The organism is Alloyangia pacifica (assembly GCF_003111685.1).
GTDB classification, from domain to species: Bacteria; Pseudomonadota; Alphaproteobacteria; order Rhodobacterales; family Rhodobacteraceae; genus Salipiger; species Salipiger pacificus_A.
The window spans coordinates 897,296-920,454 of sequence record NZ_CP022189.1; the positions used below are offsets into that span (position 1 = coordinate 897,296).

At 67.1% G+C, this 23,159-nt stretch carries 24 protein-coding genes; 8 read left to right on the forward strand and 16 right to left on the reverse strand.

Annotation, left to right across the window (positions count from 1 at the left end):
* Positions 1 to 103 precede the first annotated feature (103 nt).
* The 7 genes from CEW88_RS04285 to CEW88_RS04315 all read right to left on the reverse strand — a co-directional run bounded on the left by CEW88_RS04285 (position 104) and on the right by CEW88_RS04315 (position 7,878).
* The gene (locus tag CEW88_RS04285; RefSeq protein ID WP_108964839.1) at positions 104 to 1,249 is read right to left on the reverse strand and encodes an iron-containing alcohol dehydrogenase; all 1,146 of its coding nucleotides are present in this window, start codon (positions 1,247 to 1,249) and stop codon (positions 104 to 106) included.
* Positions 1,246 to 2,625 (reverse strand): aldehyde dehydrogenase family protein, encoded by a 1,380-nt coding sequence (locus tag CEW88_RS04290; RefSeq protein WP_108964840.1) that lies wholly within the window; start codon positions 2,623 to 2,625, stop codon positions 1,246 to 1,248. Before CEW88_RS04290 ends, CEW88_RS04285 begins: the two co-directional genes overlap by 4 nt.
* A 10-nt stretch (positions 2,626 to 2,635) precedes the next feature.
* A complete protein-coding gene (locus CEW88_RS04295; RefSeq protein ID WP_108964841.1) occupies positions 2,636 to 3,997 on the reverse strand; it encodes a glutamine synthetase family protein in 1,362 nt (453 codons plus the stop codon).
* 140 nt (positions 3,998 to 4,137) lie between these two features.
* Positions 4,138 to 5,175: a TRAP transporter substrate-binding protein gene (locus tag CEW88_RS04300; RefSeq protein ID WP_108964842.1), complete on the reverse strand. Its 1,038-nt coding sequence runs from the start codon at positions 5,173 to 5,175 to the stop codon at positions 4,138 to 4,140.
* A 57-nt stretch (positions 5,176 to 5,232) separates the two neighbouring features.
* On the reverse strand, positions 5,233 to 6,558 hold the full coding sequence (locus CEW88_RS04305) for a TRAP transporter large permease (RefSeq protein ID WP_108964843.1): 1,326 nt from the start codon (positions 6,556 to 6,558) through the stop codon (positions 5,233 to 5,235).
* Positions 6,558 to 7,154: a TRAP transporter small permease subunit gene (locus CEW88_RS04310; RefSeq protein ID WP_108964844.1), complete on the reverse strand. Its 597-nt coding sequence runs from the start codon at positions 7,152 to 7,154 to the stop codon at positions 6,558 to 6,560. The genes CEW88_RS04305 and CEW88_RS04310 overlap by 1 nt, the downstream gene beginning before the upstream one ends.
* Entirely contained in the window at positions 7,147 to 7,878 is a 732-nt protein-coding gene (locus CEW88_RS04315; RefSeq protein ID WP_108964845.1) for an N-formylglutamate amidohydrolase, read from the reverse strand. The genes CEW88_RS04310 and CEW88_RS04315 overlap by 8 nt, the downstream gene beginning before the upstream one ends.
* Positions 7,879 to 8,065: 187 nt before the next feature.
* On the opposite strand from CEW88_RS04315, the gene CEW88_RS04320 reads away from it, so the two are divergent.
* Positions 8,066 to 8,938 carry a MurR/RpiR family transcriptional regulator gene (locus CEW88_RS04320; protein ID WP_108964846.1) on the forward strand — a complete coding sequence of 291 codons (873 nt, stop codon included), beginning with the start codon at positions 8,066 to 8,068 and terminating at the stop codon, positions 8,936 to 8,938.
* Between the two features lie 259 nt (positions 8,939 to 9,197).
* On the opposite strand, the gene CEW88_RS04325 is transcribed toward CEW88_RS04320, so the two are convergent.
* Positions 9,198 to 10,127, reverse strand: a complete 930-nt coding sequence (locus tag CEW88_RS04325; protein ID WP_108967532.1) for a 3-keto-5-aminohexanoate cleavage protein — start codon at positions 10,125 to 10,127, stop codon at positions 9,198 to 9,200.
* A 250-nt stretch (positions 10,128 to 10,377) separates the two neighbouring features.
* On the opposite strand from CEW88_RS04325, the gene CEW88_RS04330 reads away from it, so the two are divergent.
* Together CEW88_RS04330 and CEW88_RS04335 are read left to right on the forward strand one after the other, a co-directional pair.
* On the forward strand, positions 10,378 to 11,118 hold the full coding sequence (locus CEW88_RS04330) for a GntR family transcriptional regulator (RefSeq protein ID WP_108964847.1): 741 nt from the start codon (positions 10,378 to 10,380) through the stop codon (positions 11,116 to 11,118).
* On the forward strand, positions 11,115 to 11,882 hold the full coding sequence (locus CEW88_RS04335) for an SDR family oxidoreductase (RefSeq protein WP_108964848.1): 768 nt from the start codon (positions 11,115 to 11,117) through the stop codon (positions 11,880 to 11,882). Before CEW88_RS04330 ends, CEW88_RS04335 begins: the two co-directional genes overlap by 4 nt.
* 16 nt (positions 11,883 to 11,898) lie before the next feature.
* On the opposite strand, the gene CEW88_RS04340 is transcribed toward CEW88_RS04335, so the two are convergent.
* Positions 11,899 to 12,558, reverse strand: a complete 660-nt coding sequence (locus tag CEW88_RS04340) for a class I SAM-dependent methyltransferase (protein WP_108964849.1) — start codon at positions 12,556 to 12,558, stop codon at positions 11,899 to 11,901.
* 225 nt (positions 12,559 to 12,783) lie between these two features.
* Positions 12,784 to 12,921, reverse strand: coding sequence for a hypothetical protein (locus CEW88_RS24850; RefSeq protein WP_254694430.1), 138 nt, complete (start codon positions 12,919 to 12,921; stop codon positions 12,784 to 12,786).
* 283 nt (positions 12,922 to 13,204) lie between these two features.
* Between CEW88_RS24850 and CEW88_RS04350 the strand changes: the two genes are divergently transcribed.
* Positions 13,205 to 13,642 (forward strand): DUF4168 domain-containing protein, encoded by a 438-nt coding sequence (locus CEW88_RS04350; protein WP_108964850.1) that lies wholly within the window; start codon positions 13,205 to 13,207, stop codon positions 13,640 to 13,642.
* A 75-nt stretch (positions 13,643 to 13,717) separates the two neighbouring features.
* Here the strand turns inward: CEW88_RS04350 and CEW88_RS04355 are convergent, their stop codons facing one another.
* A complete protein-coding gene (locus CEW88_RS04355) occupies positions 13,718 to 14,506 on the reverse strand; it encodes a hypothetical protein (protein WP_108964851.1) in 789 nt (262 codons plus the stop codon).
* Between the two features lie 125 nt (positions 14,507 to 14,631).
* Positions 14,632 to 16,434, reverse strand: coding sequence for a translation elongation factor 4 (gene lepA / locus CEW88_RS04360; RefSeq protein WP_108964852.1), 1,803 nt, complete (start codon positions 16,432 to 16,434; stop codon positions 14,632 to 14,634).
* Positions 16,435 to 16,829: 395 nt separating this feature from the next.
* Here lepA and CEW88_RS04365 point away from each other — a divergent pair, with 395 nt between their 5' ends.
* Positions 16,830 to 17,162 carry a hypothetical protein gene (locus tag CEW88_RS04365; RefSeq protein WP_108964853.1) on the forward strand — a complete coding sequence of 111 codons (333 nt, stop codon included), beginning with the start codon at positions 16,830 to 16,832 and terminating at the stop codon, positions 17,160 to 17,162.
* Positions 17,163 to 17,184: 22 nt separating this feature from the next.
* Here CEW88_RS04365 and hisD read toward each other — a convergent pair whose 3' ends face one another.
* The gene (hisD, locus tag CEW88_RS04370) at positions 17,185 to 18,471 is read right to left on the reverse strand and encodes a histidinol dehydrogenase (protein ID WP_108964854.1); all 1,287 of its coding nucleotides are present in this window, start codon (positions 18,469 to 18,471) and stop codon (positions 17,185 to 17,187) included.
* A gap of 104 nt (positions 18,472 to 18,575) precedes the next feature.
* Between hisD and CEW88_RS04375 the strand changes: the two genes are divergently transcribed.
* Positions 18,576 to 19,544, forward strand: a complete 969-nt coding sequence (locus tag CEW88_RS04375; protein WP_108964855.1) for a LysR family transcriptional regulator — start codon at positions 18,576 to 18,578, stop codon at positions 19,542 to 19,544.
* A gap of 192 nt (positions 19,545 to 19,736) precedes the next feature.
* Here the strand turns inward: CEW88_RS04375 and CEW88_RS04380 are convergent, their stop codons facing one another.
* Positions 19,737 to 20,501, reverse strand: a complete 765-nt coding sequence (locus CEW88_RS04380; RefSeq protein WP_108964856.1) for an alpha/beta fold hydrolase — start codon at positions 20,499 to 20,501, stop codon at positions 19,737 to 19,739.
* Positions 20,502 to 20,683: 182 nt separating this feature from the next.
* Here CEW88_RS04380 and CEW88_RS04385 point away from each other — a divergent pair, with 182 nt between their 5' ends.
* Positions 20,684 to 21,049: a hypothetical protein gene (locus tag CEW88_RS04385; RefSeq protein WP_108964857.1), complete on the forward strand. Its 366-nt coding sequence runs from the start codon at positions 20,684 to 20,686 to the stop codon at positions 21,047 to 21,049.
* Here CEW88_RS04385 and CEW88_RS04390 read toward each other — a convergent pair.
* Complete coding sequence (locus CEW88_RS04390; RefSeq protein WP_108967534.1) at positions 21,028 to 21,762, reverse strand: NUDIX hydrolase; 735 nt, start codon at positions 21,760 to 21,762, stop codon at positions 21,028 to 21,030. The genes CEW88_RS04385 and CEW88_RS04390 overlap by 22 nt on opposite strands.
* Positions 21,763 to 21,811: 49 nt before the next feature.
* A complete protein-coding gene (locus CEW88_RS04395) occupies positions 21,812 to 22,204 on the reverse strand; it encodes a DUF983 domain-containing protein (protein ID WP_108967536.1) in 393 nt (130 codons plus the stop codon).
* Positions 22,205 to 22,474: 270 nt separating this feature from the next.
* On the opposite strand from CEW88_RS04395, the gene CEW88_RS04400 reads away from it, so the two are divergent.
* On the forward strand, positions 22,475 to 23,152 hold the full coding sequence (locus CEW88_RS04400; protein WP_254694431.1) for an EF-hand domain-containing protein: 678 nt from the start codon (positions 22,475 to 22,477) through the stop codon (positions 23,150 to 23,152).
* Positions 23,153 to 23,159: the final 7 nt, after the last annotated feature.

Consider the following 23,159-nt stretch of genomic DNA (forward strand, 5'->3'; position numbering starts at 1 on the left):
CGGCAAAATGATCATGCGGGTCGGCCGCGCGCCTTCACCCCCCACGCGCAAACGACAAGGGCCGGAGCTTTCGCCCCGCCCCGGAAGTCTCAGTCCAGATGGCTCACATCGCGTCGCGGAACAGCGCCTCGAGGTTTTTCTCGGTCAGCTCGACGGGGTTGCCGCCGCAGGACGGATCCTTGATCGCGCCCTTGACCAACTCGGGGATCGCCGCCTCGGTCACGCCGAGCGCGGTCAGCCCCTTGGGCACGCCGAGGCTGTCGTTGAACTCATCCACGAAGGCGCAGAAGCCGTCGAAGCCGCCCTCGATGCCGAGATAGCCCGCCGCCTTGTCAAAGCGCTCGCGGATGGCGTCTGCGTTGAATTTCAGCACCGCGGGCATGCAGACCGCGTTGGTGGTGCCGTGGTGGGTGCCAAAGACCGCGCCGATGGGGTGGCTCATCGCGTGGATCGCGCCGAGACCCTTCTGGAAGGCGGTGGCGCCCATGGCGGCAGCGCTCATCATCTGGGCGCGCGCCTCGATGTCGCTGCCGTCGGCATAGGCGCGGGGCAGGTACTCGATCACCAGCCGCATGCCTTCGAGCGCGATGCCCTGCGACATCGGATGGTAGTGCGGCGAGGAGAAGGCTTCGACGCAATGGGCAAAGGCGTCAAGCCCGGTTCCGGCGGTGATCGCCTTGGGCATGCCGACGGTCAGTTCCGGATCGCAGATCACCACGGCAGGGAGCATCTTGGGATGGAAGATGATCTTCTTCTCGTGGCTCTCTGAGTTGGTGAGCACGCCGGCGCGGCCGACCTCGGAGCCGGTGCCCGCGGTGGTCGGCACGGCGACGATGGGGGCGATCGCGTCGGCATCAGCGCGGGTCCACCAGTCGCCGATATCCTCGAAGTCCCAGACGGGCCGCGACTGACCGGCCATGAAGGCCACGCATTTGCCCAGATCGAGGCCGGAACCGCCGCCGAAGGCGATGACGCCGTCATAGCCGCCGGCGTTGTAGGCCGCCACGCCCGCGGCAAGGTTGCGCTCGTTTGGATTGGGATCGACGTCCGAGAACAGACCGCAGTCGATGCCCGCCTTTTCCAGCACCGCGATGGTGCTCTCGGTGACCGGCAGTGCGGCAAGGCCGCGGTCGGTGACCAGCAGCGGCTTGGTGATGCCGGCCTGCGCGCAGGCGGCGGGCAGTTCCGCGATGCGGCCCGCGCCGAACTTGATGGCGGTGGGGTAGGACCAGTTGGCGGTCAGGCTCATTTCGTCACCTTCTTGAGATGGTAGGACTTGGGGCGGGTGAGGTTGTGGTAGCCGATGACCGACAGGCCGCCGCCGCGACCGGTCTGCTTGCAGCCGGTCCAGCAGAGCCCCGGATCCAGATAGTCGGCGCGGTTCATGAAGACGGTGCCGGTCTCGATGGCATCGCCGACCTTCTGCGCGCGCTCCACGTCCTGCGTCCAGAGCGAGGCGGTGAGGCCGAAGGGGCTGTCGTTCATCAGTGCGATGGCCTCGGCGTCGTCCTTCACCTTCATGATGCCGACCACCGGGCCGAAGCTCTCGTCGCGCATGACGCGCATATCATGGCTGACGTTCGTCAGGATCTGCGGCGTCAGATAGGCGGCGCCGTCATCCTCGGGGAAGGTGTCGATATGGGCCTTGGCCCCCATCTCCACCGCCTCTTTGATCTGCGCGCGGACTTCTTCGGCAAAGCGGACGTTGGCCATCGGTCCGATGGTGGTCGCCTCATCCAGCGGGTTGCCGAGCTTGTAGCCCTTCACCACCGCCACGGCCTTCTCGACGAAGGTGTCGAAGAGGCTCTCGTGGACGTAGATGCGCTCGATCCCGCAGCAGCACTGGCCGGAGTTGAACATGGCCCCGTCGATCAGCGTGTCGACGGCGGCATCCACATCCGCATCCTCCATCACGTAGCCCGGATCCTTGCCGCCGAGCTCGAGCCCGAGTCCGGTGAAGGTGCCCGCCGCGGCGCGTTCGATGGCCTTGCCGCCACCCACGGAGCCGGTGAAGTTGACGAAGTTGAAGATGCCCTCGGCGATCAGGGCCGAGGTGGTGTCATGGTCCAGATAGAGGTTCTGGAAGACCGCCTCGGGCACGCCGGCCTTGTGGAAGGCATTGGCCAGCCGCTCGCCCACGAGCAGCGTCTGCGTCGCGCCCTTCAGAACCACGGTGTTGCCCGCGATGAGCGCCGGGGCCACGGTGTTGATCGCGGTCATGTAGGGGTAGTTCCACGGCGAGACCACGAAGACCACGCCGTGCGGCACGCGCTTGATGTAGCGCTTGAAGGTCGCGTCCTCGCCGACCTCGATGTCCGCGAGCGCGCCCTCGGCGATCTCGGCCATGTAGGAGGCGCGCTCGTTGAAACCGCCGAACTCGCCGCCGTAGCGGACCGGGCGGCCCATCATCTGCGCCAGCTCAGGGACAATCTGATCGTTCTGCGCGCCGATCTCGGCGACGCCCTTCATCACCAGCTCGATGCGCTCGGCGAGCGGACGGGCAGCCCATTCCGCTTGCGCGATGCGTGCCGAGTTCGCGGCGTCGCGGGCCATGTCGAGGGTCAGGGTCTCGCGCGTTGCAAAAACCGAGCCGTCGATGGGCGAGATATTTTTCAGGGTTGTCATGGAAGCCTCCTCAGGCGCGCTCGAAGCCGCGCGCCAGCTCGTAGTCGGTGACCGCCTTGTCGAAGTCCTGCTGTTCGACGCGGGCGGCATGGGCGAAATGTTCGATGACGGTCTCGCCGAAGGCGTCGCGCAGCATTTCCGAGCCGGCAAAGGCCTCGATGGCGGCGCGCAGGGTGTTGGGGACATCCGGCACGTCGTCCATGCCATAGACGTCGCCCTGCGCGGGGGCAGGCAGCTCGAGCTTTTCCTCGATCCCGGCAAGACCCGCGGCCAGCTGCGCGGCGCAGGCGAGGTAGGGGTTCATGTCCGAGCCGGGAATGCGGCATTCGATGCGCACGCCCTTGGTGTCCTCGCCGACGAGGCGGAAGCCCGCGGTGCGGTTGTCCACCGACCAGGCGGTCTTGGTGGGCGCGAAGGTGCCGGGGGTGAAACGTTTGTAGCTGTTGATGTAGGGCGCAAGGAAAAGCGTCACGTCGGGCGCGTATTTCAGCAGGCCCGCAACGTAATGCTGCATGGTCTGCGACATGCCGTGCGCGCCGTCCTTGTCGTAGAAGGCATTGTCGGAGCCGCGGAACAGCGACTGGTGGATATGCGCGGCGCTGCCGACCTTGTCGGCGTGCCACTTGGCCATGAAGGTGGCGCCGTGGCCTTGCTGATGAGCGATTTCCTTTACTGCGTGCTTGGAGATCGCGTGGTGGTCGGCGCAGGTCAGCGCGTCGGCGTAGCGGATGTTCAGCTCTTCCTGACCGTGCTCGGCCTCGCCCTTGGTGCATTCCACCGGCACGCCCATGGCGTAAAGGTGGTTGCGCACCGGGCGCAGCACGTATTCCTCGCGGCTGGTGAGCTGGATGGAATAGTCCTGGTTGTAGGGCGAGAGCGTCTCGAGATCGCGCCAACCGCTGTGACGGATCTCGTCGTACGACCGGGCGTAGAGGAAGAACTCCAGTTCGGTCGCCATCATCGGGGTTAGACCCATGGCCTCGGCGCGGGCAACCTGCTTTTGCAGGATCTGACGCGGCGACTCGGCGGCGGGGTGGCCGTGATGGTCGAGCACGTCGCACAGGATCATCGCCGTTCCCTCGAGCCAGGGCACAGGGCGCAGCGTGGCGAGGTCGGGCTTCATCACGTAGTCGCCGTACCCCGAGGCCCAGCTGGTAGAGGCGAAGCCCTCGGGGGTGCTCATCACGAGGTCGGTGGCAAAGAGATAGTTGCAGCAATGCGTTTCCTCGATCGCGTGCTCAAGGAAGTTGGAGACGTGGAAACGTTTGCCCTGCAGACGACCCTGCATGTCCACGACGCAAACGAGGACGGTGTCGATCTCGCCGGCGCGCGCGGCGTTTTTCAGGTCGTCTAGGGTCAGGGGGGCGGTCATTCCGCGGGCTCCTTGCTGGGCTTTTACGTGTCGCCGCGCGCGGGCGCGGAGATTTGATCAAATTATGCTGGCAGATTTATGTCAGGGGATCGGCCCCCGCAATAGCTGAGCGGGGGCCAAAGGGGGTGCGGCGGCACGCCTCAGAAGTTGTAGGGCGGGCCTGCCTGGTTGATGACGCCGTTGTACTCTTCGAAGATCGAGACGACCTTGGCGTGGACTTCGCTTTCCTGGGCGATCTCTTTCCAGAAGGCCTTGGCGGCGTTCTCGACCTCGGCCCATTCTTCCGGCGGCACCGAGCGCAGCTGCAGCTTGTCGCCGGTGGCGCGCAGCTTGGCCTCGCCGCCCCAGTACCACTGGTTGCGATAGGTGTCGGCGGCCTTGATCCCCGACATGACCAGCGTCTTGAGGTGCTCGGGCAGGTCGGCCCAACGCTGCTGGTTGACGAAGATCGAGCCGATCCAGGCGCCGGAGATGTTGTTGGTCAGGAAGTAGTCGGTGACGTTCGCCCAGCCGACGGTGTAATCCTCGGTGATGCCCGACCAGGCCATGCCGTCAAGCTCGCCGGTCTGCACCGCGACTTCCGCATCCTCGTAGGGGATGTTCACCGGGACCACGCCGAATTGCGCCAGGAAGCGCCCGGCGGTGGGGAAGGTGTAGAGCTTCAGCCCGTCGAGATCGGCAAGGCTCGTGATCTCTTTCTTGGTGTTGAAGTTGCACGGGTCCTGACCGGCGGCGGACAGCCAAGTCACGCCGACCTTTTCGTATTCCGAGCGCCAGATATCGGCGAGCCCGTATTGCTCGAAGAGCACCGGCACGTCGAGGATGTGCTTGGTGGCAAACGGGAAGTAGCCGCCGAAGACGCGCATCGGGGTGGGCGAGGCCATGGAGTCGTCGTCCGAGTGCACGGCGTCGATGGTGCCGCGCTGCAGCGCCTGGAACAGCTCGCCGGTGGGCACGATCTGGTCGGCGTAGTAGAGCTCGATCTCGAGCTCGCCCTGGGCGGCGGTGTTGATGTAATCGACGATCGGCTTGGTCACCTGTTCGCCGAGGGCAGCACCCGCATAGGTCTGGAAGCGCCACTTGATCGGCTCCTGCGCGCGGCCGATGGAGGGCGCCGCGAGCGCAGCCGGAGCGGCCAGTGCGGCACCGCTCAGGATCTTGCGTCGTGTCAGGGTCATTTTGTCTCTCCTGTTGCGTGGTTGAGGTTTGCGCCCCGTTTCGCGGGGGTCTCGTTGTTAATTGTTGTAGACGAGGTCCGGCAGCCACAGGGCCAGCTCGGGGAAGATCATGATAATCGCCAGCACCACGGTCATCACCGCAACGAAGGGGATGATCGAGGTATAGATGTCGCGCAGGCCGATCTGCGGCGGGGCCATGGCGCGCATGAGGAAGAGGTTGTAGCCGAAGGGCGGGGTCATATAGGCGATCTGGCAGGTGATGGTGTAGAGCACACCGTACCACACCAGGTCGAACCCGAGGTGCCCGACCAGCGGCACGTAGAGCGGGGCCACGATGACCAGCATCGCCGTGTCGTCGAGGAAGGTGCCCATGACGATGAAGCTGAGCTGCATCAGGATGAGGATCATCCATGGCGAGAGGCCAAGCTTCTCGGTGAACAGCTCCTCGATTGCGCTGACCGCGCCCAGCCCGTCAAACACCGCGCCGAAGGCGAGCGCCGCGAGGATGATCCACATGAACATGCACGACACGCCCAAGGTGTTGCGCACCGAGTTCTCAAAGACCTCGCGGGTCATCCGACCCTTGAGCACCGCCGCGACAAAGGCTGCGACCGCGCCGATGGCCGAGCTTTCGACGAGCGAGGTCCAGCCGCGCACAAAGGGCACCATCATCACGAAGAAAATCACCAGCGGCAGCAGCCCGGCGCGCAGCAGGCGCAGCTTCTCGGCCATGGGGATGTCGCGGTCGGCCTTGGGCAGGATCGGGCCGAGCTCGGGGTTCAGCTTGCAGCGGATGACGATGTAGATGACAAAGGCCGCCGCCATCAGCAGGCCGGGGATCACGCCTGCAAGCCAGAGCTGGCCCACCGGCTGGCGGGCGATCATCGCATAGAGGACCAGCACCACCGAAGGCGGCACGAGAATGCCCAGACTCGATCCCGCCTGGATCACCCCGGTGACCATGCGCTTGTCGTAGCCGCGCTTCAGCAGCTCGGGCAGGGCGATGGTGGCGCCGATGGCCATGCCCGCGACCGAAAGCCCGTTCATTGCCGAGATCAGCACCATCAGCCCGATGGTGCCCACCGCGAGCCCGCCCGAAAGCCCACCCATCCAGACGTGGAACATCTTGTAGAGATCGTCGGCGATCTTCGATTCCGAGAGCACGTAGCCCATGAAGATGAACATCGGCAGCGTGAGCAGCGGATACCACTTCATCAGCTTGATCGAGGCGGCGAAGCCGAGGTCGAAGCCGCCCCGGTCGCCCCACAGGCAGAGCGCCGCGACGACCGCGACGAAGCCGATGGCGCCGAATACGCGCTGCCCGGTCAGCAGCAGGCCCAACATGCCCGAGAACATGACGATTGCGATCAGGTCTTGCGACATCAGAGGTCCTCTCCGCGGATGCGGGCGATGTCGCGGAAGAACTCGGCGACGCATTGCAAAATCATCAGCGTGACGCCGAAGCACAGGATGACCTTCACCGGCCAGACGTAGGGGCGCCAGGCGCTGGGGCTGCGCTCAAGATAGCCCATCAGCTCACCCGCCGCGCCCGGCCCGCCGGTGACGAAGGCCCAGATCAGCTCGCCGAAGAACTTGAAGGGCTCGGTGCCGAAATAGCCGAAGCTGTAGGCGGTCGAGCTGATCGCGCCCCAGAGCAGCACGCCGAGGTAGAAGAGCAGGAACCAGATGGTGATGACATCGACGATGGCGCGGCGGCGCGGCGACCAGTCGCCGTAGAAGAAATCCATCCGCACGTTCGAGCCCAGCTGGATCGAATAGGGGCCGCCCAGAACGTAGTAGGCGACCATGATGAATTGCGCCGTCTCCAGCGTCCAGAGCGTCGGCGTGAAGAAGGTCTTGGAGACCGAGGACCAGATCAGCACGCCGATCAGCGCGAAGAGCAGGTACATGGCAAAACGCCCGATGGCGCGGTTCATCTTGTCGATGATCCGCACGTAGCAGACCATGGCTTCAGGCATTGTCCGTCTCCGTCAGTCCCAGACCCGCCAGCGCCGGGCGCAGCAGGGTCAGCAGTTCTCCGGCGATCGTCTCGATCCCGGTCTGGTCGGCGAGCAGGTCGTTGCGCACCTCGATCATCACGTTGGGTAGCTCGTTGGCGATGCCGTGCAGCTTCAGCGAATGGGTCACCCCATCCTCGGGGCCGTAGGGATCGTTGCGCGCGATGCAGCGGCCGGGCAGGCGGCTCGCCTCGTCGAGCATGCGGTCGGCAAGCCGACTGTCGGCGTCGTGCAGGATGCCGATCTCGACCTCGCGTGGCACGCCGAACCAGCAGGGGGTGAAGCTGTGCACCGTGATCAGCGCGAAGGGCGTCTCCAGCGTCTTGCGGGTCACCACGGTGCCGGTCACCGCCGCGCAGAAGGGATCGTAGACCTCGCGGGTGCGCCGCGCGCGTTCCTCGGGCGAGAGGCCGATGTTGCCCGGCACGTCCACTGTCTCGGTCTTTGTCGGCATCGCCGAGGCGGCCTCGGGCGGGCGGTTCAGGTCATAGACCAGCCGCGAGACGGTTCCGGACACCAGCGGCGCGTCGAGCGCCTCAGCCAGCCGCCGGGCGAGGGCCAGAGCGCCGGGATCCCAGGCGGCGTGGCTGCGCCGGTCCTCCTCGTGCAGCCCCAGCCCGTCGTAGCGCGCGGGAATGGCGTTCGAGGCGTGCTCGCAGAGAACCAGAGCCGGGCCGCGGCCCATGGCTCTGCTCACTTCGAATGCGGTGGTGTCTTCTTCCGACACGTCTGTCCCCCTGTCTTTGGAAAAACCTTTCCACGCGCCAGATAATGCGTCAATATTTTTTCAGAACGATTTTGGGTCGAAGGGACCTGGTGCCAAGCGGCGCTGATTTCTGCCCAATTTTTGAACCTGAACCGAAGGGGAGCCCGTGGATACCAGCCCGACCGGCACCGTGCGCCAGCTTATCCGCGAGCAGTACGCGCAGCTGACCAACTCCGAGCGCAAGTTCGCGCAGGCGCTGCTCGACGATTACCCCGGCGCGGGGATCGCCTCGATCACTGCCGCCGCGGCCAATGCCGGGGTCTCGACGCCGACCGTGGCGCGCATGGTGCAAAAGCTGGGATTCAAGGGCTACCCGGCCTTTCACGCGGCGCTGCTCTCGGAACTGCAGGCCAAGGTCTCCGGCCCCGAGGCGCGGCGTGCGGTCTGGGCCTCGGAGGCGCCCGAGTCGCACCTTCTAAACCGCTTCGCCGAGGCGGTGACGCAGAACCTGCGGCAGACCTTCACGAATATCGACGCGGGCCAGTTCGACGCGGCGGCGAAGCGGCTGGCGTCAACCGAGGGGCGGCTCTACGTGGTCGGGGGGCGGATCACCCGTTCGCTGGCGGAATATGCCTTCACCCACTTCCAGGCGATCCGGGCGCGGGTGACGCATCTGACATCGTCCTCCGCCACATGGCCGCACTACGTGCTGGACATGGAGGAGGGCGACACGCTGCTGATCTTCGACATCCGCCGCTACGAGGACAACCTGCAGCGGCTGGCCGAGATCGCGGCGGCGCGCGGGATGCATGTGATCCTGATCACCGACCAATGGTCGAGCCCGATCGCCAGCGTCGCCGAACACGCGTTCAACTGCTGGGTTGAGATCCCCTCGGCCTGGGATTCCAACATCTCCACCCTGTCGCTGGTCGAGGCGCTGGTCGCCGCCGCGCAGGAGGAACGCTGGCCCGACGCGCGCGAGCGCTTCGAGCGGCTGGACGCGCTGTTCGAGCTGACGCGGTTGTTCCGCAAGCCTTGAGGGGCAGAGGCGCCCGGAATCAAGGCCGAAGGCCGCCGGGCGAGCGCCTGCCCGTCCCGGCGGGCTGGCGCTTTGTCATCGTTCCACGACGCTCGTATGTCGTCCGGACTTTGCTGGGATAAAGCGCTGACCTCGGCCGGAGCTGCGCCACCCCATGGGCAGGCTCTCGCCCGGCTCCTCGCCCCGATCAAAAAGAGCCCCCGGCGCCATGAGGGGGCGACGGGGGCAGTCTGGGAGCATTCCTTCGCGCAGGCCCGGCTCAGAAGCCGACGGCATCCGCGCCCTTGGTGTCGAGGATCTCGCGGGCCTCGTCCGGGGAGGCGATGTCCAGCCCCAGCCCCTCGATGATCTGCCGCGCCTTGCCAACCTGCTCGGCGTTGCTGCGCGCCAGCTGGCCGGGACCGGCCCAGAGCGAATCCTCAAGCCCGACGCGCACGTGCCCGCCCATCGCGGCGGCCATGGCGGCGATGGGCAACTGGTTCTTGCCTGCTCCGAGTACCGACCAGCGATACTGGTCGCCGAAGAGCCGGTCGGCGGTGCGTTTCATGTGCATGACGTCGTCGGGATGCGCGCCGATGCCGCCCATCAGGCCAAAGACCGTCTGGATGAACAGCGGCCCCTTCACCAGCCCCTGATCGAGGAAGTACTTCAGGTTGTAGAGATGCGCCGTGTCGTAGCATTCGAACTCGAAGCGGGTGCCGAGCGCGCCGAGCGTGGTGACGATGTGCTCGATCTGCCCGAAGCTGTTGTTGAAGATGATGTCCTTGTTGCCGACGTAGTCCCGTTCCCACTGGTGCGCGAGGTTCGGGAAGCGCTGCAGCATCGGGAAGAGCCCAAAGTTCATCGATCCCATGTTGAGCGAAGCGATCTCGGGGCGGTGGGTCTGCGCCGGGCGGATGCGCTCCTCGATGGTCATCGTCGGGGCGCCGCCTGTGGTGATGTTGACCACCACGTCCGAGGCCTGCTTGATCACCTGCAGGAAGGGGGCAAAGGCCTCGGGCGTCTGGTCCGGGCGGCCGTCGTCGGGGTTGCGGGCGTGCAGGTGCACCACCGCGGCCCCGGCCTCGGCGGCGCCGATGGCGGCCTCGGCGATCTCCGAGGCGGAGACGGGAAGATATTCGGACATCGAGGGCGTGTGGATCGCACCGGTCACGGCGCAGGTGATGATGACTTTGCGGGGCTTGGCCATGTCGATGTCTCGCCTCAGCCGCGCAGGGCGCAGGGCGCCGGCGGGCAGATCTCGTGTCGTGTCAGGCGCATTGCGGTCCTCCTCGGGGCGGGTGCCAAAGATCACACCAGATTCTGGTGACCCGAGTTCCCGTGGCAGTCAGTCCTCCCTTGCCGCGGGATCAACGGTTGCGGTCTTGCCCGTTCTGGTGTGATCTGAGATCACAGATGCAGAATGACTCGCAAAGAGTCAACGGGGAGAAACGGGAAATATGGGCGAACTTCAGGAGCGGCTGCCGGAAGAGCGGCCGCGCACGCTCTCGGAACAGGTGCATGAGACCCTGTGCGAAATGCTGCTGTCGGGGCAATTGAAACCACGCGACCGCATCTCGCTGCGCGATCTCGCCGAACGCTTGGGCGTGTCGATGATGCCGGTGCGCGAGGCGGTGAGCCGGCTCGCGGCGGGCGGGGCCTTGCTGGTCGAGCCGAAGCGCGCGGTGCAGGTGCCGCTGATGAGCGCCGAGGACTTCGCCGACCTCACTGAAATGCGGGTTCTCACAGAGGCGCAGGCCGCAAGGCTCGCCGCCGAGCGTGCCACACGCGAAGAGATCGACGACATCCTCGCGCTCGCCGACCGGTTCGAGGCGATCCTCGATACGGCCTATGGCAGCCCCGAGGCGGTGGCGGCCAACAAGGACCTGCATTTCGCGCTCTATCGAGCGGCGGGCTCGAAAGTTCTGATGGAGATGATCACCATGCTCTGGCTGAAGGTCGGGCCGATCATCAACTTCGACATCGGGGTGAAGGCGGAGGTGCCGCTGGAAGAGGAAATCGGCCGTTCGCGCACGCACCATTCGCGCACCCATCACCGTCAGCTCTGCGACGCGCTGCGTGCCCGTGACGGCGACGCGGCGGCACAGGCGGTGACCGAGGACATCCGCGTCGCGGCGGAGTTGATCCGCGCCTATGGCGCCGCGGAAATGGAAGACAGCCGTCGGAGGATCCTGCCATGAATCTGGAACTGGAGGGCGCTCGGGTCATCGTCACCGCCGGGGCGCAGGGCATCGGGCGGGCCATCGTCGAGGGCTTCGTTGCCGAGGGGGCTCGGGTGGCGACCTGCGACATCGACGCTTCGGCGCTGGCATCGCTTCCGGCCGAGGTCTGGCGGCAGCGCTGCGACGTTTCCGATGCGGGGCAAATCGAGAGCTTCATGCGAGGCGCCATTGGCGAGCTCGGCGGGCTCGACGTGCTGGTCAACAACGCCGGAATCGCCGGGCCGACGAGCCCGGTCGAGGAAATCGACCCCGAGGCCTGGGAGCAATGCCTCTCGGTCTGCCTCAGCTCGCAGTTTCACTGCGTGCGCCATGCGGTGCCGGCGCTGCGCCAGAGCGGCAATGCCTCGATCCTCAACCTCTCGTCGATGGCGGGACGGGTGGGTTTTGCCCTGCGCACGCCCTATGCCGCGGCAAAGTGGGGCGTGATCGGCTTCACCAAGTCGCTGTCGATCGAACTGGGCCGCGACGGTATCCGCGCCAATGCGATCCTGCCCGGCATCGTCGCCGGCGACCGCCAGCGCAGGGTGCTCGAGGCCAAGGCGCAGCGGCTCGGGAAGAGCTTCGAGGAGGTCGAGGCCGCAGCCTTTTCCTACACATCGCTCAAGGAATACGTGACGCCGCAGCAGATCGCCGACCAGATCCTCTTTCTCGCCAGCGCGCGGGGGCGGACGATCTCGGGGCAGGCGATCTCGGTCTGCGGCGACGGCCAGATGCTGGCTTGAGCCCGGACGCTCCGGCTCAGCTCTTCGGGCGGGCCGGGTCGTTCGCCGCGGAGGGCGCGTCGCAGCGCTCGAGCACGAGCAGGGTCATCATCCCCACCGGCGGCAGGGGGCGGCGTTCGAGCAGCTTCAGCCCCGGCGTGTCCAGCACCACCGAGATGTCGAAATCCGAATGCCAGCCGATGCGGTCGGCCAGTTTCGCGGTGTGCCGCGACAGATGCGCCATCGGGCCCTTCTTCTTGGCGAAGTGGTTGGACATGATCAGCTGCCCGCCCGGCTTCAGCACGCGCACGATTTCGCGCATGACCCGCTCGGGCTCGGGCACCACCGAGATCATGTGCATCGCCACCACCCGGTCGAAGCTGGCATCCTCGAAGCCGAGGTGTCGCGCGTCCATGCGCTGCAGCGACTCGATGTGCGGCAAGTCCATGCGCGCGACCCGGCGCTCGGCCTGGGCGAGCATCTCGGAACTGTAGTCGACCCCGGTGACCCTCATGTGTCGCGGCAGAAGCGGCAGCGACAGGCCGGTGCCGACGCCGACCTCGAGCACCCGCATGCCCTCCGCGCCGGTGACCTTACGCACCGCGGCGCGGCGGGCGGCCTGGGTGATCACTCCGAAGGTCTGGTCATAGATTGGCGCCCAGCGGGCGTAGACGGTGGTGGCGGCGCGTGGATCCAAGATGCCCTCCCTGCATCTGCGGCCCGAAGATGGGCCCTTGGGGGCGCACCATGGATCCGAAGCGGCTGAGAGGAAAGGGCTTCATCCCCCGGCACGGACCCGCATCGGCCAGGGTCGCAGCTATTTGATGCCGAGGATGCGCATGGCTTCGGACAACCTGGCGAAAGAGTGCTGATGCTCCCCCGCGGCGCGCAGCCGTTCGCCCTCGGCGCGCAGCTGCCGGACCTAGCCGAGATCCGCCTCGGACAGCTTGGGGCCCGTGTCGAGCGCAGCGCTGATCGTGGACATGTCGGCAGGACACTGGAAGGCGAAGGCGGGGGCCGCGGCCAGGGGGAGCGCCAGCACGAGGGCGGGGCGTATCATGGGGTCCTTCCTTGGTGGGCTCAGCCTCGCACGGGAAAAGGGCCGTTCACGCCGAGGTGAAAGGGCAGGCGCATGTTTGCTTTCCGGCGGCGAATGTCCGGCGGGGTTCCGCAGGGGGGATTTGACGCGCGGCTCGCCGCTGGCGGCCCGGGGCCCTCCCGGCAACTCCTTGCTCGGGCGGCCGGCTCCGCCATCGCTGCATTGCGGCGCAGCCACGGCGCCCCTAGCTCTCGAGGCAAGCCACGGGATGTTCCCGTGCAAGCACTCTGGGAAGGAGACTTCTATGACCCTCAAGAGCACCCTGCTTAAGTCGACCGTCATCGCTGCCCTGATCGCGGCCCCGCTGGCCCCGGTGATGGCGCAGACCGCAACCCCCGAGGCGCCCGCCGAAGCCCCGGCTGCCGAAGCCCCCGCCGCGCCCGCGCTGGAATTCAGCGAAGAGCAGCTGGCCGCCTTCGTCGACGCCGCCACCGAGGTCCAGGCCGTTCAGCAGGACTACATGGCACAGATCGAGCAGGTGGAAGAGCCCGAGGGCAAGCAGGCCCTGGTCGAGCAAGCGCAGGCCGAGATGGCCGATGCGGTGAACGAGACCGATGGAATGGACGTGAACACCTACAATGAGATTGGCCAGGCGGCGCAGGCCGACCCCGAGCTCAACCAGCGCATCCTCGCGATGCTGCAAGAGCGCGCGCCGGCCGGTCCCGAGACGATGACCGAGTGAACCCCCTCAACGACGGTCATCCTGGAGCCGCCCCCTCGGGGGCGGCTCTTCTTATGTGAGCTAGGTCGCCCGAGTTCATTCGGGAGCAGGCATGGGCTCCGCTGCGGGCATCGGGGGAACCTCGATCGCGCCCGCATCCGGGCTCACGAGCGCGGGCGCTGCGGGAGCGGAAAGGGCGGAGGCCGGGGCCTCCGGCGCAGGCATCTCGACCACCGAGCCCCCCGGCACCGCCTCGCTCGGCGCATCGTCGGGCACGAAGACCACGCGGCCGATCTTGCGGTTCGGGCCCCAGCTCCGGTGCTTGAGCATGCCGTCGACGATATAGAGATCCTCGATCCGGTAGGTGGCGCGGCTGCCCGCCTCGTCGTGGATCTCGATGAAGGGGTTCAGCGTGTTCTCCTCGAGCCGGAAATAGCTCGGATCGGAATGCGCTTCGAAGTCCCGCATGATCATCAGCACCTGTGAGTAATCGGTGATCCGCTCGTCGACGAAATAGGCGCAGGTGGCCTCGTAGCCCGCGCCTCCGGCGCCGAGGATCAAGGCGGGCACCCAGACCATCGGGTTGGCCATGGCCGCGGCGGCGGCCGCGCTGCCCCCCTCCAGCAGCCCCGCCGCGCCGCCCGAGGCAGCGAGCTTGCCGCCGAGCAGCGTAAGCCCGCTGGTGGCGTTGACCAGCGTGTAGAACCCACCATCGCCGCGGCGCTGGCCTGCGACTTGCGCAACCGCGCCGGTGGCCGCAGCGGCCGCGCCGGTCACCGTGTCGCCGACCAGCCGGCTTGGCCGGTAGTCGCAGATCGCGGCGGAGAGGGAGGTCGAGGAAAGCAGCAGCGCCAGCGCTGCGAGGGACGTCTTCGGTGCGGGCATCGGAAAGCTCCCATGCGGATATGCGGTGAAGAGGTGAAGGGCGAGGCGGGGCGCACGCCCCTACGTGAAAGGCCGGGGCGCATCTGCCCCGGCCTGCCATCTGCTGCGGACCCGGAAGACCCGGATCAGCTGTCCATCTTGAGTGCGGAGATGAAGGCCTCCTGCGGGATTTCGACCTTGCCGAACTGCCGCATCTTCTTTTTGCCGGCCTTCTGCTTCTCGAGCAGCTTCTTCTTCCGGGTGGCGTCGCCGCCGTAGCACTTGGCGGTCACGTCCTTGCGCATCGCCGACAGGGTCTCGCGGGCGATCACCTTGCCGCCGATCGCCGCCTGGATCGGGATCTTGAACATGTGGCGCGGGATCAGCTCTTTCAGCTTCTCGCACATCGCCCGGCCACGCATCTCGGCGCGGTCGCGGTGCACCATCATCGCCAGAGCGTCGACCGGCTCGTCGTTCACCAGGATCGACATCTTCACGAGGTTGTCCTCGCGGTAGCCGATCATCTCGTAGTCGAAAGACGCATAGCCCTTGGTCACCGATTTCAGGCGGTCGTAGAAGTCGAAGACCACCTCGTTGAGCGGCAGGTCGTAGACCGTCATCGCGCGGCCGCCGACGTAGGTCAGGTCCATCTGGATGCCGCGGCGTTCCTGGCAGAGCTTGAGCACGTCGCCGAGGTATTCGTCGGGCACCATGATGGTGGCCTTGATACGCGGCTCCTGGATATGGTCCACGGTCGACATGTCGGGCATGTCGGCAGGGTTGTGCAGGTCGCGGCGCTCGCCGTCCTTTGTGTAGAGATGGTAGATCACCGAAGGCGCGGTGGTGATCAGGTCGATGCCGTACTCCCGCTCGAGACGGTCGCGGATCACCTCGAGGTGCAGCAGGCCGAGGAAGCCGCAGCGGAAGCCGAAGCCGAGCGCCGCCGAGGTCTCCATCTCATAGGTGAAGGAGGCATCGTTCAGCGCCAGCTTTTCGATGGCGTCGCGCATGTCCTCGAAATCGTTGGCATCCACCGGGAAGAGCCCGCAGAACACCACCGGCACCGAGGGTTTGAAGCCGGGCAGGGCGGTCTCACAGGGCTTGCGCTCATGGGTGATCGTGTCGCCGACGCGGGTGTCGCGGACCTGCTTGATCGAGGCGTTGAGATAGCCGATCTCGCCCGGTCCGAGTTCCTTCACGTTGGTCATCTTGGGGCGGTAGACGCCGACGTCATCGACGTCGTAGGTGCCGCCGGTCTTCATCATGCGGATGCGGTCGCCCTTCTTCAGCACGCCGTCGATGATGCGAACGATACAGATCACGCCAAGGTACTGGTCGTACTTGGAATCCACCAGCATCGCCTTCAGCGGCTTGTTGCGGTCGCCCTCGGGCGGCGCCGGCAGGCGCTTGACGATGGCTTCCAGCACATCCGGGATGCCGACGCCGGTCTTGGCCGAGATCAGGCAGGCCTCGGAGGCGTCGATGCCGATCACGTCCTCGATCTGTTCCTTGACCCGGTCGGGCTCGGCGGCGGGCAGGTCGACCTTGTTGAGCACCGGCACGATGTCGTGGTCGGCGTCGATCGCCGTGTAGACGTTCGCCAGTGTCTGCGCCTCGACCCCCTGGGTCGCATCGACCACCAGCAGAGATCCCTCGACCGCGTGCATCGAGCGCGCGACCTCATAGGCGAAGTCGACGTGCCCGGGCGTGTCGATGAGGTTCAGCACGTAGGTCTCGCCGTCCTGCGCCGGGTATTCGATGCGGACGGTGTTGGCCTTGATGGTGATGCCCCGCTCGCGCTCGATATCCATCGAGTCGAGCATTTGCTCCTGCATGTCGCGTTCGGCGACGGTGCCGGTGAGCTGGATCAGCCGGTCGGCCAGGGTGGATTTCCCGTGGTCGATGTGGGCAACGATGGAGAAGTTACGGATATGCGCGAGATCGGTCATGATTGGCCCGATATGTAAGGCTTTTGGCGTCCGGTCAAGCCGGATCGAAGGGCAGGCGGCGCCGCCGCGCCCATCCGCGCGTGCCTCCCGCGATCCCGACCGGCGCCGCATCAGAGCAAAGCCGGTCACGTCGTTGGTCCCGGAAGGGTTCCCGGCGCCGTCCGTTGCCTTCTTCTAGCGGTAATCATCCCGCAGTGTGAACTGGCCGTCAGGCCAAGCTGGGCCGCGCCCTTCGCTGCTGCGGGCGGTCCGTCGCGCCGCTTAGCGTTGCGGAAGCGCCTGTCCAGCAACGAATCGGTGAATTGAATCCGCCGCAGGCTTCGGGCATCCTTTGGCAAATCGAGAAAGCGCGGGCGCAAGATCCGCAACGTGAAGGGCAGTAAGAGAGCAGGCGGATGAAACCGATATACTTGGTGACGATTCTGGCGCTGGTGGCGGGCTGCGGTGGCGGCTCGGGCTCGGGCCACAGATATTACGCGACGGGGCCCGTGAGCAAAGCCTGCATGAGCTCGGACCGCAAGGCGCGCAACGATGCGCTCTGCGGCTGCGTTCAGGCGGCGGCGAACGACGAGTTGCGCGGCGGCGACCAGCGCCGGGCTGTGAAATTCTACCGCGACCCGCATCAGGCGCAGGAGGTCCGCCAGTCGGACCGTCGCTCCGACAAGGACTTCTGGACCCGCTACTCGGCCTTCGTGAAGCGTGCCGAGCGGATGTGCACCGGGCTCTGAGCCCGGCGCGGTCCCTTTTGCCTCACCCGGTTGCCCGGAAGGGCCGGGGCGCCAGCCGTGCCTCGGCGCTGCGGGCGTGGCCTTCCATGCCCTCGGCGCGGCTGATCCCGGCGCTGGCACGGGCGAGCTCCGGCAGCGCCCGGGGCGACGCCTCCTGCCAGGTCACGCACTTGAGGAACTTGTGCACCGAAAGCCCGCCGGTGTGCCGCGCGGCGCGGCCTGTGGGCAGCACGTGGTTCGGCCCGGCGGCCTTGTCGCCAAAGGCCACGGTGGTACCGGCGCCGAGGAAGAGCGATCCGTAGCACCGCAGCCGCGCGCGCCACCACGGCAGATCGCGCGCCATCACGTGCAGGTGCTCGGGGGCGTAGTGGTCGGCGATCGCAGCCATGTCTTCGCGACTTTCGCAAAGCAACACCTCGCCGAGCTGCGCCCAGGCCTCGCGCGCCGCCGAGCGGTTGGGCTCGGGAAGGGTCTCGGCCAGCTGCGGCAGGCGGGCGATCACGGCTTCGGCCAGCGGGCGATGGTCGGTGGCCAGCCAGACCGGCGAGGTGCCGCCGTGCTCGGCCTGTCCCAGCAGGTCGAGCGCGACGATCTCGGGATCGGCGCTGGGATCGGCGAGGATCATCACGTCGGTCGGCCCTGCAACCATGTCGATTCCCACCGGGCCGAACAGCTGCCGCTTGGCCTCGGCGACGAACTGGTTGCCGGGCCCGGCAAGAATGTCCGCGGGCGGCAGGCCGAACAGGCCGAAGGCCATGGCGGCGATGCCCTGCACCCCGCCAAGCGCCAGCACCTCGTCCGCGCCTGCGACGTGCAGCGCGTGCAGAATCGCCGGCGGCAGCCCTTCCTTGCCCGGCGGCGAGCAGGCGATCACCCGGTCCACCCCGGCGGCGCGCGCCGTGGTGACGGTCATCAGCGCCGAGGCGATATGGGCGTAGCGCCCGCCCGGCACGTAGCAGCCGGCGCAGCCGACGGGAATCAGCCGCTGCCCGGCGCGCAGCCCGGGGCGCAATTCGATCTCAAACTCCTGCACCGAGGCCCGCTGCGCCTCGGCGAAGGCGCGGATATTGGCATGGGCATAGGCGATATCCTCGACCAGCGTCACCGGCAGGGCGCGCTGCGCCTCGGCGAGCCGCGCGGCGGGCACCCCGATCTCGCCGTCCCAACGGTCGAGCCGGGTGGCATAGTCGAGGGCCGCCGCTTCGCCCTCGGTGCGCAGCCGGGCGAGCATGATCTGCACGATGTCGGCGGTGTCGGCGGCGGCCTGCGGCGGCAGGCCCGGGGCGGGCTTGAGATGGGTCACTGTCATGGGGTGGGGGGTTTGCCTGATCTGGGGGAGTTTCGGAAAAAGTTAATCTGTGGCATGGTCGCGCCGGGCCGCGACGGGCCGCGGAATGGGTGGGGGATGGCTTTATGCTGATGAAGGGAATCAGCCTGCGCGGGCTCGAGGTTTTCGAGGCGCTTTCGGCGACCGGCTCGGTGGCGCAGGCCGCCGAGCGCACGGGGCTCAGCCAGCCGGCGGTGAGCCAGCAGTTGCGCAACCTCGAGACCGCGCTCGGGGTCGCCCTGGTGGATCACGGCAGGCGGCCGATGCAACTGACCCCGGCGGGACGCTCGTTCCTGATGCGCACGCAGGCGGTGCTCGGCCAGCTTCGGCTGGCACAGAACGAGTTGACGGTGATGGATCTGACGCATCTGTCGCAGCTCAACCTCGGGGTGATCGACGATTTCGACAACGACCTGACGCCGCAGTTGGTGACCATCCTGGCCGAGAACATGTCCCGCTGCCGTTTCAAGCTGGTCACTGCGCCGAGCCACGAGATCATGCAGTCTATGGTCGACCGCCACCTGCATATTGCCATCGCCGCGAGCCCCGGTACCGCGGTGCCGGGGGTGTTCGAATACCCGTTGGTGCACGATCCCTTCGTGCTGGTGGCGCCGCGTGGCAAGGCGCGCGAGGCGGGCAGCACCGAAGCACTGATGTCGGCCCTGCCGATGCTGCGCTACGACCGCGACCAGATGATCGGCCGGCAGATCGAGGCACACCTCTCGCGGCTCAAGCTGGACTTCGCCGAACGGTTCGAGATCGGCGCGCATCTATCGTTGATGACGTTGGTGGCGCGCGGCGTCGGCTGGAGCATCACCACGCCGCTTGGCTACATGCGCGCGGCGCGCGTGCACGACCGGATCGAGGCGCACCCGCTGCCGATCAAGCCCTTTTCCCGCACGATTTCGCTTTTTGCCGCCGCCGACTGGGCCGACCGGGTGCCGCGCGACGTGGCGCGTACCATGCGCCAACTGGTCAGCGACCTGGTGATCACCCCGGCGCAGCGCCAACTGCCCTGGCTCGAGGGCAAGCTGCACCTGCTCGATGGAGACTGACCCGGGGCGGGGCTGGGCGGGAGCGGCCATGTGGAGATTTCCGGAACATAAGCGTTTCGGAAACTAGAAGGGGCGGGCGTGCCCATGGCGCAAGTGCCTCGACGGGCGATTTGAAAAGAGGAATGCGCGGATTCGGAAAAGGAAAATCCGCGCGCGCGTCAGCCCGTCAAATGGGCAGGGGGTGCTGCACCCTCAGGCTGTGAGATCGAGGAAGGCCCGCACCGCCGCCTCGAACTCGCGCGGCTTTTCGGCGTGCAGCCAGTGGCCGCAGCCCGGCAGTTTGGCGAATTTCGCCGCCGGGAAGAGCGCGCGGATGCGGTCGCGGTGCTCGGGAAGCACGTAGGTCGACTCCGCCCCTGAAAGGAACAGCACGGGGCGCTCGAAGCGGGCGTCGATCTCGGGGAAGCCGAGAATTTTCGCCATTTCGGCCTCGAGCACGTCGAGGTTCAGCTTCCAGCGTTTCTCCTTCAGGTCGAGCGACTGGGTGAAGAAGCTGCAGAGCGTCGGATCGTCTAGCACCTTTGCCAGCTGGTCATTGGCGTCCGAGCGCTTCTCGACCCGCGCGAGGTCCACCGAGCGCATCGCGGCGATGTTCTGATTCTGGTCGTGCGTATAGGTCACCGGCGCGATGTCGGCGAAGATGGCCCGGTTCACCAGCTCGGGCCGGGTGAGCGCGAGCGCCATTGCCGCCTTGCCGCCCATGGAATGTCCCAGCACGTCGGCGCGGCCCCCGAGGCTCTCGATCACCTCGGCGATGTCCGCGGCCATGCCCTCGTAGTCGTGGCTATCCTGCCAGGGGCTGTCGCCATGGTTGCGCTGGTCCACAGCGATCACCTCTCGCTGGTCCGACAGGCGCTTCGAGATCACGCCCCAGTTGCGGGCGGAGCCAAAGAGCCCGTGAACGATGACGAGCGGTGGTTGGTCGGTGGCGGAGCCGTGGCGGATCATGTTCAGCATGCGCCCTGTCTAGGCTGCGGGCGGGGCACGGAAAAGGCCAAAACGCATGGGGCGGCGGGGGGGCGGCGGGCGAGCCCCCTTCAAAGGTGGTCGGCCAGCCCTGCCGGCGGAAATCGGGCGTCTCCGCTCCCGCGACGCGGCGGCCGCTTGCGCGCGGGCACCAAATGCCCGAGATTTGCGCCATGGATCAGACCCCCAAATTCGGCGCACGGCTCATGCCGCTTTTCGAGAGCCGCCTCGGCCTCGGCAAGGGCAGCTTCGACAAGCGCGCCCGGCGCGCGGCGCACCGGCTGCCGCGATGGGCCCGACGCGACCTTGCCGCACTGCGCGCGGCGCAGGGGATGACCGAGCATCCCAAGCTCGCCATGCGGCTCGACACGCCGGCGCTGGACCGGGCCGAGGCGCGCATTGCGCGCCATCTCGAGACGATCGACGTCCAGGCCGAACGCAGCCATTGGCGGCTCGGCGTGCTCGCGGGGCTGATGTTCAACCTCGCGCTCTTCGCGGCGCTGCTGGCGGCGGTCTACTACCTTCTGATCCGCAACTGACGCTTTGGACGGCTTTCCTCGGGCGATCCCGGGGCCCGGCCGTTGAGCCGCAGGAAGAGGCTTTCCTCGTCGTCGTTGCGGAAGAAGGGCACCGAACTTGGCGCGCGCCGGTCGGTGACCCGGGCGGCGACCTCGGCCAGCACCACCTCGGTGATGAAGGGCAGGTCGAAGCCGCGCACTTCGTCGAGCGGCACCCATTGCAGGTGCGACAGCTCGTCCGATGCGGCGGAGAAATCATCGGGATCGGATTTCAACGCCTCGGCATCCACCAGAAAGAAGCGCGCGTCGAAGCGGCGCGGGCGGCCCGGCGGGGTAATGGCGCGGAAAACGAACTGCAGCGCCGAGGCCGAGGGGCGGTGGCCGGTCTCGGCAAACCCCTCCCAGCCGTCGGGCGGGGTCGGCCATTTGCCGGGCCAGCCCAGCACCTGCCCGGTCTCTTCCCAGAGCTCGCGGATGGCGGCGGCGGCCAGCGCCGGACCCCGGCCCGCGGGCGCGTCCTCGTCCAACCGTGCGGCGCAGGCGGCGGGCAGGGGGGCGGCGAGCTTCACTTCGGCGTCGGCGGCATCCACCGCGCCGCCGGGAAAGACGAACTTGTTGGGCATGAAGGCGGCCGCCGCGCCGCGCTGCCCCATCAGCACGCTCGGTCGGCTGTCGCGGTCGCGCAGCACGATCACCGTGGCTGCGTCGCGGATGGCTGTCTTGTCGCTGCTCATGCGCATTCCCCTGCGTCTTTTCTATGCCCTGCGGGGGAGGCGCCCGGTTTCAGTGGGCGCGCGCGAAGCCGTGCATCTCGCGCGCCCACTGGAAGCCGACGATCGCCCCCTTCAGTCTGGGCAGAAGGTAGAGGGAAAGCCCGATGCAGCCAATAAGGAAGATGGTGATCAGGATCAGCGGCTCGGGCCGCCATGTGGTGAAAACCCAGAGCAGCGAGGGCGCCATGATGTGGCCGACGATGAGGATGGTCAGATAAGCTGGGCCGTCGTCGGCGCGGTGGTGGTAGAGCTCTTCGCGGCAGACCGGGCAATGGTCGCGCACCTTGAGATAGGAGCGCAGGATCGGGCCGTTGCCGCAATTGGGGCAGCGGCAGCGGAAGCCGCGCCAGACGGCGGGCCAGGTCTCGCGCTCGGTCTCGCGCTCCGGAGACATGTCGGTCATGGGATGCACCTTGGAAGTCATTCCCCAAAGGTGGCGCAAGCCCGGCCTCATTTAAAGAGGACAGGAGCGCGCAGCGGCGGGATGTCGCAAAGGGGTCTGGCGGATACAGGTTTTGCCGCCGCCGCGCCGCGACAGGTCTCCTGGAAATCAGGCCGCCGAAAAAATCTTTCAGAGGTGCGACGGAAGCGTCCGGCTGCCGCGTGAAAGATTGTGATCGGACGGCAGACACGCCGCCGGCAAGAGACGCGATGCAATGAGGAGATCGCAGCGATGACCCGCATGACCAAACTGATGACCGGTGCCGCCCTCGTGGTTCTGGGCTCGGCGAGCCTTGCCCTTGCTGCAAGCGACGCCAAGCCGATGGGCCCGCGGGGTGACCGCCCGGCGCCGATGACGCGGATGTTCGAAACCTTCGACACCGACGGAGATGGCTCGATCAGCCGCGAGGAATTCGCGGCGCATGGCCCCGCCGCGGGCTTTGCCGAGGCCTATGCCGGGGCCGATGCGGATGGCAACGGGACGCTCGAGGGTGACGAACTGATCGCCTTTGCCGACCTTCGCAAGGCCGCCCGCGAGGCGCAGCGGCTGGAGATGCGCAAGGCGCGCATGCAAGAGCGCATGCTCGAGCGCTTCGACGCCGACAAGGACGGCAAGCTGACCCTCGACGAGATGCAGGCGCAGGGCCCGATGGGCTTCTTCGACCGCTTTGACGCCGATGAGGACGGCCAGGTGAGCCAGGACGAGCTGGCCGCTGCCGCTCCGATGCGCCACGCGCAGCGCGGCATGGGCGAAGGCCAAGAGGGTGACCGGAGAATGCGCCACGAGGATGACCACCGGCAATGGCATGGGGAGCGGGGCGGGGTTCACGGCGGCCCGGGCATGAAGCGCGGACCGCGGGACGGGCATGGCCCGCGCGGCGACATCATGCGGGACTTCTGGCAGTACTGATGGGCCG

Bases quoted from the DNA above. Each gene is read 5' to 3' on its own strand.
- CEW88_RS04285 (WP_108964839.1), bottom strand. From the start codon at position 1,249: ATGAGCCTGACCGCCAACTGGTCCTACCCCACCGCCATCAAGTTCGGC.
- CEW88_RS04290 (WP_108964840.1), bottom strand. From the start codon at position 2,625: ATGACAACCCTGAAAAATATCTCGCCCATCGACGGCTCGGTTTTTGCA.
- CEW88_RS04295 (WP_108964841.1), bottom strand. From the start codon at position 3,997: ATGACCGCCCCCCTGACCCTAGACGACCTGAAAAACGCCGCGCGCGCC.
- CEW88_RS04300 (WP_108964842.1), bottom strand. From the start codon at position 5,175: ATGACCCTGACACGACGCAAGATCCTGAGCGGTGCCGCACTGGCCGCT.
- CEW88_RS04305 (WP_108964843.1), bottom strand. From the start codon at position 6,558: ATGTCGCAAGACCTGATCGCAATCGTCATGTTCTCGGGCATGTTGGGC.
- CEW88_RS04310 (WP_108964844.1), bottom strand. From the start codon at position 7,154: ATGCCTGAAGCCATGGTCTGCTACGTGCGGATCATCGACAAGATGAAC.
- CEW88_RS04315 (WP_108964845.1), bottom strand. From the start codon at position 7,878: ATGGGCCGCGGCCCGGCTCTGGTTCTCTGCGAGCACGCCTCGAACGCC.
- CEW88_RS04325 (WP_108967532.1), bottom strand. From the start codon at position 10,127: ATGGCCAAGCCCCGCAAAGTCATCATCACCTGCGCCGTGACCGGTGCG.
- CEW88_RS04330 (WP_108964847.1), top strand. From the start codon at position 10,378: ATGGGCGAACTTCAGGAGCGGCTGCCGGAAGAGCGGCCGCGCACGCTC.
- CEW88_RS04335 (WP_108964848.1), top strand. From the start codon at position 11,115: ATGAATCTGGAACTGGAGGGCGCTCGGGTCATCGTCACCGCCGGGGCG.
- CEW88_RS24850 (WP_254694430.1), bottom strand. From the start codon at position 12,921: ATGATACGCCCCGCCCTCGTGCTGGCGCTCCCCCTGGCCGCGGCCCCC.
- CEW88_RS04350 (WP_108964850.1), top strand. From the start codon at position 13,205: ATGACCCTCAAGAGCACCCTGCTTAAGTCGACCGTCATCGCTGCCCTG.
- CEW88_RS04355 (WP_108964851.1), bottom strand. From the start codon at position 14,506: ATGCCCGCACCGAAGACGTCCCTCGCAGCGCTGGCGCTGCTGCTTTCC.
- lepA (WP_108964852.1), bottom strand. From the start codon at position 16,434: ATGACCGATCTCGCGCATATCCGTAACTTCTCCATCGTTGCCCACATC.
- CEW88_RS04365 (WP_108964853.1), top strand. From the start codon at position 16,830: ATGAAACCGATATACTTGGTGACGATTCTGGCGCTGGTGGCGGGCTGC.
- hisD (WP_108964854.1), bottom strand. From the start codon at position 18,471: ATGACAGTGACCCATCTCAAGCCCGCCCCGGGCCTGCCGCCGCAGGCC.
- CEW88_RS04375 (WP_108964855.1), top strand. From the start codon at position 18,576: ATGCTGATGAAGGGAATCAGCCTGCGCGGGCTCGAGGTTTTCGAGGCG.
- CEW88_RS04380 (WP_108964856.1), bottom strand. From the start codon at position 20,501: ATGCTGAACATGATCCGCCACGGCTCCGCCACCGACCAACCACCGCTC.
- CEW88_RS04385 (WP_108964857.1), top strand. From the start codon at position 20,684: ATGGATCAGACCCCCAAATTCGGCGCACGGCTCATGCCGCTTTTCGAG.
- CEW88_RS04390 (WP_108967534.1), bottom strand. From the start codon at position 21,762: ATGAGCAGCGACAAGACAGCCATCCGCGACGCAGCCACGGTGATCGTG.
- CEW88_RS04395 (WP_108967536.1), bottom strand. From the start codon at position 22,204: ATGACCGACATGTCTCCGGAGCGCGAGACCGAGCGCGAGACCTGGCCC.
- CEW88_RS04400 (WP_254694431.1), top strand. From the start codon at position 22,475: ATGACCCGCATGACCAAACTGATGACCGGTGCCGCCCTCGTGGTTCTG.